11 protein-coding genes and 2 pseudogenes are annotated in these 14353 nt (G+C 71.7%); 2 read left to right on the forward strand and 11 right to left on the reverse strand.

The genetic code is table 11. From position 1 onward, the window contains the following. Positions 1–56 precede the first annotated feature (56 nt). The 4 genes and pseudogenes from POF43_RS30295 to POF43_RS30310 form a co-directional block, all read right to left on the reverse strand. Entirely contained in the window at positions 57–428 is a 372-nt protein-coding gene (locus POF43_RS30295; RefSeq protein ID WP_271313889.1) for an FKBP-type peptidyl-prolyl cis-trans isomerase, read from the reverse strand. Positions 429–535: 107 nt separating this feature from the next. Beyond that, positions 536–1531, reverse strand: a complete 996-nt coding sequence (locus POF43_RS30300; protein ID WP_271313890.1) for an FKBP-type peptidyl-prolyl cis-trans isomerase — start codon at positions 1529–1531, stop codon at positions 536–538. A 124-nt stretch (positions 1532–1655) separates the two neighbouring features. Continuing rightward, positions 1656–3017 carry a Pup--protein ligase gene (pafA, locus tag POF43_RS30305; protein WP_271313891.1) on the reverse strand — a complete coding sequence of 454 codons (1362 nt, stop codon included), beginning with the start codon at positions 3015–3017 and terminating at the stop codon, positions 1656–1658. Positions 3018–3026: 9 nt separating this feature from the next. Beyond that, positions 3027–4328: pseudogene (locus POF43_RS30310) on the reverse strand (MFS transporter); the annotation flags it as partial. A 167-nt stretch (positions 4329–4495) separates the two neighbouring features. Here POF43_RS30310 and POF43_RS30315 point away from each other — a divergent pair. Continuing rightward, entirely contained in the window at positions 4496–5521 is a 1026-nt protein-coding gene (locus POF43_RS30315; protein ID WP_282699172.1) for a LacI family DNA-binding transcriptional regulator, read from the forward strand. 181 nt (positions 5522–5702) lie between these two features. Here the strand turns inward: POF43_RS30315 and prcA are convergent, their stop codons facing one another. From prcA to arc, 5 genes are all read right to left on the reverse strand, one after another. Then, entirely contained in the window at positions 5703–6500 is a 798-nt protein-coding gene (gene prcA / locus POF43_RS30320; RefSeq protein ID WP_271324183.1) for a proteasome subunit alpha, read from the reverse strand. 86 nt (positions 6501–6586) lie between these two features. Further along, the gene (gene prcB / locus POF43_RS30325; RefSeq protein ID WP_271315819.1) at positions 6587–7432 is read right to left on the reverse strand and encodes a proteasome subunit beta; all 846 of its coding nucleotides are present in this window, start codon (positions 7430–7432) and stop codon (positions 6587–6589) included. Positions 7433–7629: 197 nt separating this feature from the next. Next, complete coding sequence (locus POF43_RS30330; protein WP_271324184.1) at positions 7630–7845, reverse strand: ubiquitin-like protein Pup; 216 nt, start codon at positions 7843–7845, stop codon at positions 7630–7632. Between the two features lie 159 nt (positions 7846–8004). Further along, complete coding sequence (gene dop / locus POF43_RS30335; protein ID WP_271315821.1) at positions 8005–9516, reverse strand: depupylase/deamidase Dop; 1512 nt, start codon at positions 9514–9516, stop codon at positions 8005–8007. Between the two features lie 173 nt (positions 9517–9689). Then, positions 9690–11456, reverse strand: a complete 1767-nt coding sequence (arc, locus tag POF43_RS30340; protein ID WP_271315822.1) for a proteasome ATPase — start codon at positions 11454–11456, stop codon at positions 9690–9692. Between the two features lie 373 nt (positions 11457–11829). On the opposite strand from arc, the gene POF43_RS30345 reads away from it, so the two are divergent. Beyond that, positions 11830–12120, forward strand: a complete 291-nt coding sequence (locus POF43_RS30345; protein ID WP_271315823.1) for a ferredoxin — start codon at positions 11830–11832, stop codon at positions 12118–12120. A gap of 232 nt (positions 12121–12352) precedes the next feature. Here the strand turns inward: POF43_RS30345 and POF43_RS30350 are convergent, their stop codons facing one another. Together POF43_RS30350 and POF43_RS30355 are read right to left on the reverse strand one after the other, a co-directional pair. Next, on the reverse strand, positions 12353–12910 hold the full coding sequence (locus tag POF43_RS30350) for a hypothetical protein (RefSeq protein WP_271315824.1): 558 nt from the start codon (positions 12908–12910) through the stop codon (positions 12353–12355). Positions 12911–13407: 497 nt separating this feature from the next. Further along, positions 13408–14287 (reverse strand): annotated as a pseudogene (locus POF43_RS30355) (tRNA (adenine-N1)-methyltransferase); the annotation flags it as partial. Between the last annotated feature and the right edge of the window lie 66 nt (positions 14288–14353).

Here is a 14353-nt window from a genome sequence, read left to right on the forward strand (position 1 = left end):
AAGCCGAACGGCCCCCGCCTCACGGGCGGGGGCCGTCGGGTGACGCGGGGGCGGGCTCAGACGGCGAGCAGGTCCACCACGAAGATCAGCGTCGAGCCCGGCGGGATGGCCGGGGTGGGGCTCTGGTCGCCGTAGGCGAGGTGCGCGGGGATGGTCAGCTGGCGGCGGCCGCCGACCTTCATGCCCTGCACGCCCTGGTCCCAGCCCTTGATGACCCGGCCGGCGCCCAGCGGGAAGCCGAAGCCCTGTCCGCGGTTCCAGCTGGAGTCGAACTCCTCGCCGCTGCTGAAGGTCACGCCGACATAGTGGACGGTGACGTTCTGGCCGGCCTTGGCCTCGGGACCGTCGCCCTCCCAGATGTCCTTGATCTCCAGGTCGGCCGGCGGCTCGCCGCCCGGGAAGTCGATCTCGGGCTTTTCGATGCTCACGTCAGTGCTCCTTGATGCGGTGTGTGCAACCCGGACAGTCTTTCAGAAACCGGCGGGACGGGCCGGACACGCCGGGCCCGTCCCCCCGGGATGCCCGGGCGTGCCGGTCAGCCCTTGGAGATGATGTCCAGGGTGAAGACCAGCGTGTCGGTGCCCTTGATGCCGCCCTGCGGGTTGCCGGCCGAGCCGTAGCCCAGGGCCGGCGGGACGACGAGCATGACGCGGCTGCCGACCTTCTTGCCGGCCAGGCCCTGCTGCCAGCCCTTGATCAGCTGGGCCAGCGGGAAGTCGGCCAGCTGCTTGCGGGTGTAGGTGGCGTCGAACTCCTTGCCGGTGTCCCAGACCACGCCCTTGTACTGGAGCAGCAGCGTGTCGCTGGCCTTGACCACCGCGCCGTCGCCCTCGATGACGTACTCCGAGACCAGCTTGGTCGGCGCCTTCTTGCCCTTGGGCACCGTGATGGAGACGTCCTTGCCGTCGGTGTTGGTACCGATCTTCGGCAGGGCGGCGTCGGTCTGCGGGATGTCCTTGCCCTTGGCCGAGCTGCTCGCGTTGTAGACCGCGACGATGTCGGTGACGAACACCAGGGTGGAGTTGGCCGGGATGGTCGGCGGCTGGCCCTTGGCGCCGTAGCCCAGGGCCGGCGGGATGGCCAGCTCGACGCGGCTGCCGGTCTTCGCACCGACCAGGCCCTTGTCCCAGCCGGGGATGACCTTGCCGGTGCCGATCTGGGTGGTGAAGGTGGCGTGCCGGTCGTAGGAGTTGTCGAAGACCTTGCCGGTCTCGTAGATCTGCCCGAGGTAGTTGACCTCGACGTAGTCGCCGCTGGCCACCGCCGGGCCGTTGCCGGGCAGGACGGTCTTGACCGCGAGGTCGGTGCTGGGCTTGCCGGCGCCCTTGGCGACGACCGGCTTCTGGCCGAACTTGGTACCCCCGGTGATCGCGGGCACCGGGCCGCTGACGATCTTGACCGGCGGCGCGGAGGAGCTGGGCGAGGCCGACGGGCTGGCGGACGATGCCGGGTCGGACTGCTTCTTGCTGCCGCAGCCCGCGGCGGTCAGCAGGAGCGCGGGAACGGCGAGGAGAGCTGAGCGACGGCGCACGGATATGCCTCGGTTCGATTCGGGATCTTCTCTGGCGTCGCGACACTCTACGGCGTGCGTGAGGCCGCGTACGACCCGTGTACGCGGCCTCACACAAGGTTGACGCCCGGGGGCGCCCGCCGGGTCACATCCCGGCGATGAGCTTCTCGACCCGGTCGTCGACCGACCGGAAGGGGTCCTTGCACAACACGGTGCGCTGTGCCTGGTCGTTGAGCTTCAGGTGCACCCAGTCGACGGTGAAGTCGCGGCGCTGTTCCTGGGCGCGCTTGATGAAGTCGCCGCGCAGCCGGGCCCGGGTGGTCTGCGGGGGCACCGACTTGGCCTCGAAGATCTTCAGGTCGTTGGCGATCCGCTTGGCCTGGCCCTTGCGCTCCAGCAGGTAGTACAGGCCGCGGCGGCGGTGGATGTCGTGGTAGGCGAGGTCTATCTGCGCGATGCGCGGGTGCGACATCGTGATGTTGTCCCGGCGCCGGTAACGCTCGATCAGCTGGTACTTCATCACCCAGTCGATCTCGGTGCCGATCTTGTCCAGGTCACCGGAGCCGATGCACTCCAGGGCGCGGCCCCACAGTTCGAGGACCTGCGCGGTGACGCCGGTGTTGATGCCGCGCCGGTCGCAGAAGTCGACGGCCTTGGAGTAGTACTCCTCCTGGATCTCCAGGGCGGAGGCCTCCCGGCCGCTGGCGAGGCGGACCTTGCGCTGTCCGGTGATGTCGTGGCTGACCTCGCGGATGGCCCGGATCGGGTTCTCCAGGGTGAGGTCGCGCATGACGGTGCCGGCCTCGATCATGCGCAGCACCAGGTCGGTGGCGCCGACCTTGAGCAGCATGGTCGTCTCCGACATGTTGGAGTCACCGACGATGACGTGCAGCCTGCGGTAGCGCTCGGCGTCGGCGTGCGGCTCGTCCCTGGTGTTGATGATGGGCCGGGACCTGGTGGTGGCGGAACTGACGCCCTCCCAGATGTGCTCGGCCCGCTGGCTGACGCAGTAGACGGCGCCACGCGGGGTCTGGAGCACCTTGCCGGCGCCGCAGATCAATTGCCGGGTGACGAGGAACGGAATGAGGATGTCGGCCAGCCGGGAGAATTCCCCGTGCCGGGCCACCAGATAGTTCTCGTGGCAGCCGTAGGAGTTTCCGGCCGAATCGGTGTTGTTCTTGAACAGGTAGACGTCGCCTGCGATCCCCTCCTCGTGGAGCCTGCGCTCGGCATCGACCAGCAGGCCTTCCAGAATGCGTTCGCCGGCCTTGTCGTGGGTGACCAGCTCGGTCACGTTGTCGCACTCCGGAGTGGCGTACTCCGGGTGCGAACCCACGTCGAGATACAGGCGGGCGCCGTTCTTCAGGAAGACGTTGCTGCTGCGACCCCATGACACGACACGGCGGAAGAGGTACCGCGCCACCTCGTCCGGCGACAGACGCCGCTGTCCCCGGAACGTGCATGTGACGCCGTACTCGTTCTCCAGCCCGAAAATGCGGCGGTCCATGACTAGACATTACGCCCGATGGGACTCGCTGAAACCGGGTTCGGCGGCCCCGGTTCGATCATTTTCCTTCCTTCGCCGCACCGCCGGGGTCGTCAGCACCCGTCCGCCGGCCAGCAGGACGGCGAGCGCCGCGGTGCCGCCGGCCCCCGCCACCGCGAAGCCGGCCGGGACGCCGCCGTACTGCGCGACCGGTCCGGCCAGCGCGTTGCCGGCCGAGGCGCCGACCCCGAAGGCGGTGACGAGCCAGGAGAACGCCTCGGTGACGGTGCCGGCCGGGGCGTGCCGGTCGACGACCACGAAGGCGCAGGCCAGCGAGGGCGCCAGGAAGACGCCCGCCAGCGCCGCCAGCGCCGTCATCGCGGCCACCCCCGGGGTCAGCGACAGCGGCCAGTAGGCGAGCGCCAGGCACCCCACCAGGACGCGCAGCCGGCGCCCGGCGTCCCCGGTCCGCGGCCGGGCACCGTAGGCCAGGCCGCCGGCCAGCGCGCCGGCGCCGAGGGCGGACAGCAGGTAGCTGGAGACCAGGCCGCCGCCGTGCGCGTCGGCGTAGGCGACCGCGGCCACCGAGATCGAGCCGAGCGCCACGCCGACGAAGAAGAACGAGCCCAGCAGCACGCCGATGCCCGCGGAGCGCAGCGGGCCGAGCCAGTGCGCCTCGCGGCGTTCGGCCCGCCAGTGGCGCGAGGGCGGCGCGGTGACCACGACCAGCGCGCCGGCCACCCCGACGACGGCCAGCGCGACCAGGACGAAGGCGGTGGAGGCGGCGGCGACGGTCAGGGTGACCAGCAGCGGGCCGACGGCGTACATCACCTCCTGGGCGGCGGCGTCCAGGGCGTAGGCGGCGTGCACCCGGTCCTCGGCCCGCCGTACGGCCGCGGGGTCGGCGCCGTCGTCGTCCGGGCGGCCCACCACGCCGGGCCACAGGGCGCGCAGGCCGCCCTCCAGCGGGGGCGTGGCGAGTCCGGCGACCGCCATCAGCCCGGCGGACGCCCACAGCGGCCGCGGACCGGTCAGGGCGAAGCCCAGCGCCGCCAGGCCGCACACCAGCGCGCCGCCGAGCATGACGCGGAACTGCCCGTCCCGGTCGACCAGCCGGCCCAGCGCGGGCTGGCCGATCGCGGTGCCGAGTCCGTAGACCGCCGCCAGGGCGCCGGCCAGCGTGTAGGAGCCGCCGTGCGCCCGGGTGAACAGCAGCACCGCCAGCGCGGCGCTGGCGTTGGGCAGGCGGCCGACCAGGGTGCCGGTCAGCAGCCGCATCGCGTGCCGGGCGCGCAACAGCTCGCCGTAACCGCCTGCCATGGGTCTCCCCCGCTTCCGGGGCCCGGCCGGCTCGGTCGGCGCCCGCGTTAGTAATACGTATAACTTCGAGCGTCATACGTAGCATGGCCCTGCCCCGCCGGTCCAGTGCGGCGGGCGGTCATCGGCGGCGGACGGACGGGGCGAACGGGCGTGGACGAGTGACGGCGGGAAGCGCCCGGGTGACCTCCCGGGACGTCGCGCGGGCCGCGGGGGTCTCGCAGGCCACCGTCTCGCTGGTGCTGGGCGACAAGTGGCGCGGGCGGGTCTCGGAGCGGACCGCCGGCGCGGTGCGGGCGGCGGCGCAGCGGCTGGAGTACCGGCCCAACCTGGCCGCCCGCTCGCTGCGGCTGGGCACCGCCAGGACCGTGCTGCTGGTGGTGCCGGCGCTGACCAACGAGTACTTCGCGCGGGTCTACGCCGGCGCCGAGCGAGTCGCGGCGGAGCACGGCTTCGGCCTGGTGCTCTACCCGTCGCCGGAGGGCGTGGGACCGGCCAGGGACCCGTTCCCCTCGGCCCGGGCGGCGCTGGACGGGGTGATCGCCTCCTCGATGGCGGCCGGGGCGCTGCGGGCGATCAGCGGCGCCGCCGGGCCGGGGGCGGGCGGGCTGCCGCTGGTGATGCTGGACAGCGAGCCGGGCGGGCCGGGGACGGCGGCGACCGTCAACCCGGACCTGGCGCACGGCATGCGGCTGGCCGTCGGCCACCTCGCCGGGCTCGGCCACCGGCGGTTCGCGCACGTGGCGGCGGCGGTGGACTCGTGGACCTTCCGGGTGCGCCGGGAGGTCTTCGACGCGGAGGTCGGCGCGCTGGCCGGCGGCTCGGCGGTCCGGGAGACCTCGGGGCTGGACGTGGCGCGCGGCCGGGACGCGGCGGTGCGGGCGCTGACCGGCCCCGGTCCGCGTCCCACCGCGCTGGTCTGCGACGACGACCTGCTGGCGGCCGGCGCCTGCAAGGCGGTGCGGCGGCTGGGGCTACGGGTGCCGCAGGACGTGAGCGTGACCGGGTTCGACGACCTGTCGCTGGCCACCGCGGTCGATCCAGAGCTGACGACGGTGCGGCTGCCGGCCGGCGAGGCGGGCGCCGCGGGCATGCGGGCGCTGCTGGCGGCACTGGCCGGTGAGCCGGCGCCGTCGGCGGAACTGCCGGTGTCGCTGGTGGTCCGCGGCTCCACGGGCCCGGCCCCCGGGGTACGTCCGAACGGGTGACGCAGGCGGCGCGGAACATCACCCGAAGGCGTGAATTCGGGTGCGGCGGTGCTGTCCGGGACGGGCGACAGCCGCTGCCCCGGGCGGGACGGGCGGGCGATGGCGGGCACCGGGGTGGCGCGACGGGTGCCGGGCCGGCGTCCGCCGCCGGTCGCCGTGACGGGTCCGGGTGTGGGCCGGGTCACTCGTCGGAGTCGGTGCTCTCCGACCCGGCGTCCGGGGTGCTGTCGTCGGCGCCGGTGTCGGCGGCGTCGTCGTCGGCCGACGGCTCCGCGTCCTCACCGGCCTCCAGCAGCTGGGTCAGCTGGGCGCCCAGCACCCGGCGGAACTTGCGCTGCTGGGGGCGGGTGCGGTCCAGCACCGCAACCTCCAACTGCTCGGCGGTCAGGCGCCGTTCGCCACCGTTGTTGTCCCGGGCGAGGGAGTCGACGGCGAGCTTGAGCGCCTCGGTGAGGGTGAAACCGTCACGGTGCCGCTGGTCGAGGTAGGTGCCGATCTGGTCGGAGTTGCCGCCGACCGCCACCGCGCCGTGCTCGTCGACGATGGAACCGTCGTGCGGCAGCCGGTAGATCTGGTCCTCCTCCGGCGCCGATCCGACCTCGGCGACGATGAGTTCGACCTCGTAGGGCTTCTCGCCGACGCTGGAGAAGATGGTGCCCAGCGTCTGCGCGTAGACGTTGGCGAGCCCCCGCGCGGTGACGTCCTGCCGGTCGTAGGTGTAGCCGCGCAGGTCGGCGTAGCGGACGCCGCCGATGCGCAGGTTCTCGAACTCGTTGTACTTGCCGACGGCGGCGAACGCGATGCGGTCGTAGATCTCGCTGACCTTGTGCAGCGCGCGGGACGGGTTCTCAGCGACGAAGAGGATGCCGTCGGTGTACTGCAACACGACGACGCTGCGGCCGCGCGCGATGCCCTTGCGGGCGTATTCGGCGCGGTCCGCCATGGCCTGCTGGGGTGAGACGTAGAACGGCGTCGACACCGGTTATCCGTCCCTTTCTGTCAGTGGTGAGGTTGGCCCGGCCGGCGGGCGCCGGCGGAATGTCCCGGTCATGTGCGCGGGGCGCCTTACAGGACCCCGGCCCGCGGGCCGTCGGGCTCCTCCTGGCGGCGCTCGTGGACGGCGCGGACGACCTCGGACGCCTCGGCCTCCGTCAGCCTGCGGAAGCCGTCCTCGGTGATGACGGTGATGATGGGGAAGATCCGCCGGGCCAGGTCCGGACCGCCGGTGGCCGAGTCGTCGTCGGCGGCGTCGTACAGCGCCTGGACGACCGCGGTGACCGTCTGGCCCTCGCTCAGGTCGCGGCGGTAGAGCTTCTTGAGCGAGCCGCGGGCGAAGACCGAGCCGGAGCCGGTGGCGGAGTAGCCGTGCTCCTCCGAGCGGCCGCCGGTGACGTCGTAGGAGAAGATCCGGCCGCGGCCGCGGTCGGTGTCGTAACCGGCGAAGACCGGGACCACGGCCAGGCCCTGCATGGCCATGCCGAGGTTGCCGCGGATCATGGTGGACAGCCGGTTGGCCTTGCCCTCCAGCGACAGCGTGGCGCCCTCGATCTTCTCGTAGTGCTCCAGCTCCAGCTGGAAGAGCTTGACCATCTCGATGGCGAGCCCCGCGGTGCCGGCGATGCCGACCGCGGAGTACTCGTCGGCCGGGAAGACCTTCTCGATGTCGCGCTGGGCGATGACGTTGCCCATGGTGGCGCGCCGGTCACCGGCGAGCACCACGCCGCCGGGGAAGGTCGCGGCGACGATGGTGGTGCCGTGCGGCAGTTCCACCGCGCCCTGCACCACCGGAAGCGGGCGGCCCCCCGGCAGTACCTCGGGCGCGTGCGAGCCCAGGAAGTCCAGGAACGACGACGAGCCGGGCGTCAGGAAGGCGGCCGGCAGACGCCCGGTGCTACGAGTGTTGGCTTCCACACGTTGTCCTTCCACGAAAGTCCACAAAGTCCACGGAGACTGACCGGCCGACTTCCATCCCTCCGGCGGGACCGGCCGGAACCTCGGTCACTGATCATCACAGGTGATCACTGCACGGACCATACCCCTGGCCGCGTGACTCATCCGCCGGTGCCCGCGGCGATCGCCGCGGGCACCGGCGAACGGCAGGGCGGGAGTTACTCCCCGCCCTTCTGGACGAAACTGCGCACGAAGTCCTCGGCGTTCTCCTCCAGGACGTCGTCGATCTCGTCCAGGACGGAGTCCACGTCGTCGGAGAGCTTCTCCTGGCGCTCCTTGAGCTCCTCGGAGGACTGTGCCTCCGGCTCGGTCTCCTCGGTCTCCTCGGTGGAACGCGTCGCCCGCTGCTGCCCGCCGGTGTCGTTGGTAGCCATGTGCCCCTCACCCCGCTCGGTTGCATGTCCTACAAGATCAGACCCTACAAGGCGGCTGCGACATCGGCCCTGCCGCCGGAACGGCCGCCGGGTCCTGGCGACCGCCCGCCCCCTTCCGCGCCCGGGAGCCACCGGGATGATTCCCTCCCGGAGGCCCTTTCAGCCCCCGGACAGCACCCGGACCAGTTCCTCGGCCGTGCGGCACCGGTCCAGCAGGCTCTCGACGTGCTCCTTGGTGCCGCGCAGCGGTTCCATGGTCGGGACCCGCTGCAACGAGTCGTGGCCGGGGACGTCGAAGATCACCGAGTCCCAGGAGGCCGCCGCCACGTCGTCGGCGTACTGCTCCAGGCAGCGGCCGCGGAAGTAGGCGCGGGTGTCCTCCGGAGGCTTGTCACGCGCCCGGGCGACCTCGCGCTCGTCCAGCAGCCGCTTCATGCGCCCGCGGGCCGCCAGCCGGTTGTACAGGCCCTTGTCGGGGCGTACGTCGGCGTACTGGAGGTCGACCAGGTGCAGCCGGGCGGCGTCCCAGCCGAGGGCGTCGCGGCGGCGGTAGCCCTCCAGCAGTTCCCGCTTGGCCAGCCAGTCCAGCTCGCCGGACAGGCTCATCGGATCGGTCTCCAGCCGGCCCAGCACGTCCTCCCAGCGGGCCAGCACGTCCTTGGTCTGCTCGTCCGCGTCGGTGCCGTACCGGTCCTCGACGTACTTCCTGGCCAGCTCGTAGTACTCCATCTGCAACTGCACCGCGGTCAGCCGGCGGCCGCTGCGCAGCCTGACCAGGTGCTTCAGGTCCGGGTCGTGCGAGACCTGGTGCAGGGTGCGCACCGGCTGGTCGACGGCGAGGTCCACCGCGATGAAGCCGTCCTCGATCATCGACAGCACCAGGGCGGTGGTGCCGAGCTTGAGGTAGGTGGAGATCTCCGACAGGTTGGCGTCACCGATGATGACGTGCAGCCTGCGGTACTTCTCCGCGTCGGAGTGCGGCTCGTCGCGGGTGTTGATGATCGGGCGCTTGAGAGTGGTCTCCAGGCCGACCTCGACCTCGAAGTAGTCGGCGCGCTGGCTGATCTGGAAGCCGTCCTCGCCGCCGTCCTGCCCCAGGCCCACCCGGCCGGCGCCGCACACCACCTGGCGCGAGACGAAGAACGGGGTCAGGTGCCGGACGATGTCGGAGAACGCCGTCTCCCGCTTCATCAGGTAGTTCTCGTGGGTGCCGTAGGAGGCGCCCTTGTTGTCGGTGTTGTTCTTGTACAGGTGGATCGGCTGGGTGCCGGGGACCTGGGCGGCCAGCTCGGCGGCCTCGGCCATGATCCGCTCGCCGGCCTTGTCCCACAGCACGGCGTCGCGCGGGTTGGTCACCTCGGGCGAGCTGTACTCGGGGTGTGCGTGGTCGACGTAGAGGCGGGCGCCGTTGGTGAGGATGACGTTGGCCAGGCCGATGTCCTCGTCGGTGAGCTGGCTGGAGTCCGCGGTGTCCCGGGCCAGGTCGAAGCCCCTGGCGTCGCGCAGTGGGTTCTCCTCCTCGAAGTCCCACCGGGCCCGCCGCGCCCGGTGCATCGCCGCCGCGTAGGCGTTCACGATCTGGGACGAGGTGAGCATGGCGTTGGCATTGGGGTGCCCGGCGACGGAGATCCCGTACTCCGTCTCGATCCCCATTACTCGCCGTACGGTCATACGGCCCTCCTTGCGCGTGGCGCGGTACCGCCGAGCGTAGAGCGGAATGGGTGCCGGCGGCGGCTCGTCGCGTGGGCGTCGTGCACGGCGTTCACTCCTCGGCTCGGTGCGGGACCCCGGAAAGCAGGTCCGGCCGCGGGTACCGGGGTCGGTACCCACGGCCGGGTGAGGTGTTACAGGTACTGCCCGGTGTTGGCCACGGTGTCGATCGAGCGACCGGTGTCGGCGCCCTGCTTGCCGGTGACGAGCGTGCGGATGAAGACGATCCGCTCGCCCTTCTTGCCGGAGATGCGGGCCCAGTCGTCCGGGTTGGTGGTGTTGGGCAGGTCCTCGTTCTCCTTGAACTCGTCCACGCAGGCGGACAGCAGGTGGGCGACCCGCAGGCCCTTCTGGTCGTGGTCGAGGAAGTCCTTGATCGCCATCTTCTTGGCCCGGTCCACGATGTTCTGGATCATGGCGCCGGAGTTGAAGTCCTTGAAGTACAGGACCTCCTTGTCACCGTTGGCGTAGGTGACCTCCAGGAAGCGGTTCTCCTCGGACTCGGCGTACATCCGCTCGACGACCGACTGGATCATCGCGCCGACGGTCGCCTCCCGCGACTCCCCGTGCTCCGCCCGGTCGTCCTTGTGCAGCGGCAGGCTGGCGGTGAGGTACTTGGAGAAGATGTCCTTGGCGGCCTCGGCGTCCGGACGCTCGATCTTGATCTTCACGTCGAGGCGGCCGGGCCGCAGGATCGCCGGGTCGATCATGTCCTCGCGGTTGGAGGCGCCGATCACGATGACGTTCTCCAGCCCCTCCACGCCGTCGATCTCGGCGAGCAGCTGCGGGACGATGGTGTTCTCCACGTCCGAGCTGACACCGGAGCCGCGGGTGCGGAACAGCGACTCCATCTCGTCGAAGAAGACGATGACCGGCGTGCCCTCGCTGGCCTTCTCCCGGGCCCGCTGGAAGACCAGGCGGATGTGCCGCTCGGTCTCACCGACGTACTTGTTGAGCAGCTCGGGGCCCTTGATGTTGAGGAAGTAGCTCTTGCCCGCCGGCCGGCCGGTGACCTCGGCGACCTTCTTGGCAAGGGAGTTGGCGACGGCCTTGGCGATGAGCGTCTTGCCGCAGCCGGGCGGACCGTACAGCAGCACGCCCTTCGGCGGCCGCAGTTCGTGCTCCTTGAACAGGTCGGGATGCAGGTACGGCAGCTCGACCGCGTCCCGGATCGACTCGATCTGGCCCCGCAGGCCGCCGATCCGCTCGTAGTCGATGTCCGGGACCTCTTCGAGGACCAGCTCCTCGACCTCGCTCTTGGGCACGACCTCGTAGACGTAGCCCGAGCGCGGGTCGAGCAGCAGGGCGTCGCCGGCCCGGATGCTGATGTCGAGCAGCGGTTCGGCGAGCCGGACCACCCGTTCCTCGTCGGTGTGGCCCACCACCAGCGCGCGGTCGCCGCCCTCCAGGATCTCCTTGAGGGTGACGATGTCCCCGACGCGCTCGAAGGTCATCGCCTCGACGACGTTGAGCGCCTCGTTGAGCATGACCTCCTGGCCACGCCGCAGTTCGGACAGTTCGACCGACGGGCTGACGTTCACCCGCAGCTTGCGACCGCCGGTGAAGATGTCGGCGGTGTCGTCCTCGTTCGCCTGCAGGAAGACGCCGAAACCGGCTGGCGGCTGTGCCAGCCGGTCGACCTCCTCCTTGAGGGCCACGATCTGGTCGCGGGCCTCGCGCAGGGTGTTGGCGAGCCGCTCGTTGTGCGTGGAAACGCCGGACAGGTTGCTCTGCAGCTCGACGATCCGCTCCTCGAGAATTCTCGTGTGACGCGGAGAGTCGGCGAGCTTGCGTCGCAGGACGGCGATCTCCTGCTCAAGAAAGGCCACCTGGCTCGCGGGGTCCTCCGAACCCCGTGCGGGCCGGTCGCCACGGTTGATGTCGTCGTCGTGGGCTGCCACGGTCCTCACCTCCTCCAGGGGGAGCTGGACGCTTTCAGACCCTACCTGGGCCGGTGCAGGTTGAAACCCCTAGATCACAAACCCGGTCGGGGTCTGTCCGATCTTCACCCTTGCGCGCGCCCCCCGCTGGGGGAGATACCCAGCGAACCGCATGGGAAAGCGACCGGTTGTATCGTCAGTTTGGTCAACACCCGCCAGGAACGGTTATTCCCGGCGCCCGGAGCACCGCGGCGCGGCCCCCCGGGGCCTGCTCCACCCGGGTCCGCGGCGGGTGGCGGACGGCGGCGGGGGACCCCGGGCAGCCGGCCGAACACCGACGAGACAGCGAAGAACACCGAAGAACACCGAAGAACACCGAACCAGCGAGGTAGGCGTGAGCGAGGCGGCGGACGAGGCCCTTGAGGTCTGGATCGACCAGGACCTGTGCACCGGCGACGGGATCTGCGCCCAGTACGCGCCCGAGGTCTTCGAGCTGGACGTCGACGGCCTGGCCTACGTCAAGGGCGACGACGACGAGCTGCGGGCCGAGCCCGGGGCCACCGTCCCGGTGCCGCCGATCCTGCTGAACGACATCGTGGATTCCGCCAAGGAGTGCCCGGGCGACTGCATCCACGTACGCCGGGTCCGCGACCGCGTCGAGGTGCACGGCCCCGACGCCTCCTGACCCGGGGCGCCCTGCTGCGGTGCCTGGCGGATCGGGGCCCACGGCTTCGGTGCCTGCGTCCCGGGCGCCCGGGACGGGTTATGCCGTAGGCGAACGCCCCCGGGGACGGGTTCCGGCCGGCCCCGATCGTTTCCGGACACCCGCCGCGGGCGGTGCACATCCGTCCCACCCGCCTCGGGCGCCTCCGCGGCCCCAGCGGCCGGCACCGGCCGCGCCGGAAAAAACCCTTATGTCAGACGTCGCCGCTGTGCGGGCCGGCCTGCGCGAGGAAGCGGCCGTCGCGCCAGATCCAGCTGTACTGGCGTTCCAGGTCCGGGCAGCAGCGCGGGATCTTGTCGGAGGAGTAGCCGTGGACGGCGGCCGTCACCGTGCGGCCGTCCGACGTCAGCCCGGTGAGGCTGTACTTGCTGGTGGGGCTCAGCAGCGTCGCCACGATGCGCGGCCGGTCACCGGGCCAGGGTCCGGGCTGGAGCACGTACAGCCCGCTGGGCGGAGTGCCGGTCTCGGTGTGGCAGCGGACCTCGGCCACCAGCTCGGTGCGGCCGTCGGCGTCCATGTCGACCGCCTCGCGGCCCACGACGTCCACCGGTCCGCCGGCGCAGTCGACCGGGTAGCGCACCGCGGTGGCGTTCGGCAGGTCCTGGCCCGAGGCGTCGGAGGACGCGGCGGCGCCGGGCGGCCGGGCGAGCGAGAAGGCCACCACGACCGCGGCGATCCCCACGCCGGTGGCGAGCCAGTGCACCGTCTGGGCACGCGTGTGGGGGTGGTCCGGGCCTGCCGAGGGCTGCACGCGCCTGTCTCCTGGAGAAGAGGGCCGACGGGGAGGAACGAGGGGCCGCACGGAACCGGCCGCACCGGACGGCGGACGCACCGGCGGCCGCGCTCCCGGGCGGCGCGCGAGGCGCTCCGGGTCCGGCCTGCATCGTGCCACACGTCACAGCGGGCGACCGCACCGGGTGGACCGGGCGGCGCGACGGCCCCGCCGCCGGCTCCGGTGCGGAACTCGGCGGCGGGGCCGTCACGTTGACAGGGCGGGCGGTCCGCGGTGGCGGCGCCCGGGAGGTTACGGCTCGGTGGTCCCGGCGCCGTCGCCCGGCTCCGCCACGTCCGCTTCGGTGACGCCCTCGAGCGCCTCGGTCACGCCTCCGAACGCCTCGACGGCGTCGGACGGCTCGCTGACGCCTTCGGGTTCCCGGGGGGCGCTGTCGGTCCCGGCGGTGTCGGTGACCCCGTGGGCCTCGGCGGCGGCCCGGGCGGCGGCGACCTTCTGGGCCGGGGTGCGGCCGTCACCGTAGCCGGCGTAGTCGTCGCCGTAGGAGCCCTTGGACGGCCGGCGGCGGCGCAGCGGCGGCTCGACACCGTCGGCGAGGCGCCGGGCGGTGAGCAGGAAGCCGGTGTGGCCGATCATGCGGTGGTCCGGGCGGACGGCGAGGCCCTCGACGTGCCAGGTGCGCACCATGGTCTCCCAGGCGGACGGCTCGTTGAACGAACCCTGCTCGCGGATGGCCTCGACGGTGCGGGCCATCTGGGTGGTGGTGGCCACGTACGCGCACAGCATGCCGCCGGGCACCAGGGCCTTGGAGACGGCGTCCAGGCACTCCCAGGGGGCGAGCATGTCGAGGATGACCCGGTCGACGTCGGTGTCGGACAGGTTGTCCTGGAGGTCGCCGACGGTCAGCTGCCAGGCGGGGTGCTCCTCGCCGAAGTAGCGCCGCACGTTGTCCGCGGCGATCTGGGCGAAGTCGGGGCGCCGCTCGTAGCTGTGCAGCATGCCCTGGTCGCCGAGGGCGCGCAGCAGGAAGCAGCTGAGCGAGCCGGACCCCACCCCCGCCTCGACGACGCGGGCGCCGGGGAAGATGTCGGCCATCGACAGGATCTGCCCCGCGTCCTTGGGGTAGACCACGGCGGCACCGCGGGGCATGGACAGGACGTAGTCGGGGAGCAGGGGACGCAGCGCGAGATACGCGACGTTCCCCGTGGTACGCACAACAGTGCCTTCGGGAGCACCGATCAGCTCGTCGTGCGGGAACGCACCCTTGTGGGTGTGGAAGTTCTTCCCGGCTTCGAGCGTGAAGGTGTGGTGGCGTCCCTTGGGGTCGGTGAGCTGGACCTGGTCCCCGACCTGGAAGGGGCCGCGACGGCGGGCGGCACCGGTCGGTTCGGACATGTGACCAGCGTATCGGAGGCCGGGGGTGCGGCCGTCCGCCGGGGCGACGGGGGTATGGGGGTGCGG

Origin of the sequence: Streptantibioticus silvisoli (assembly GCF_027947535.2) — a bacterium.
In the GTDB taxonomy this organism is placed as follows: Bacteria; Actinomycetota; Actinomycetes; order Streptomycetales; family Streptomycetaceae; genus Streptantibioticus_C; species Streptantibioticus_C silvisoli.

Coding starts and splice junctions, on each gene's coding strand:
- pafA (WP_271313891.1), bottom strand. CDS start 3,017: ATGGACCGCCGCATTTTCGGGCTGGAGAACGAGTACGGCGTCACATGC.
- POF43_RS30330 (WP_271324184.1), bottom strand. CDS start 7,845: ATGGCTACCAACGACACCGGCGGGCAGCAGCGGGCGACGCGTTCCACC.
- dop (WP_271315821.1), bottom strand. CDS start 9,516: ATGACCGTACGGCGAGTAATGGGGATCGAGACGGAGTACGGGATCTCC.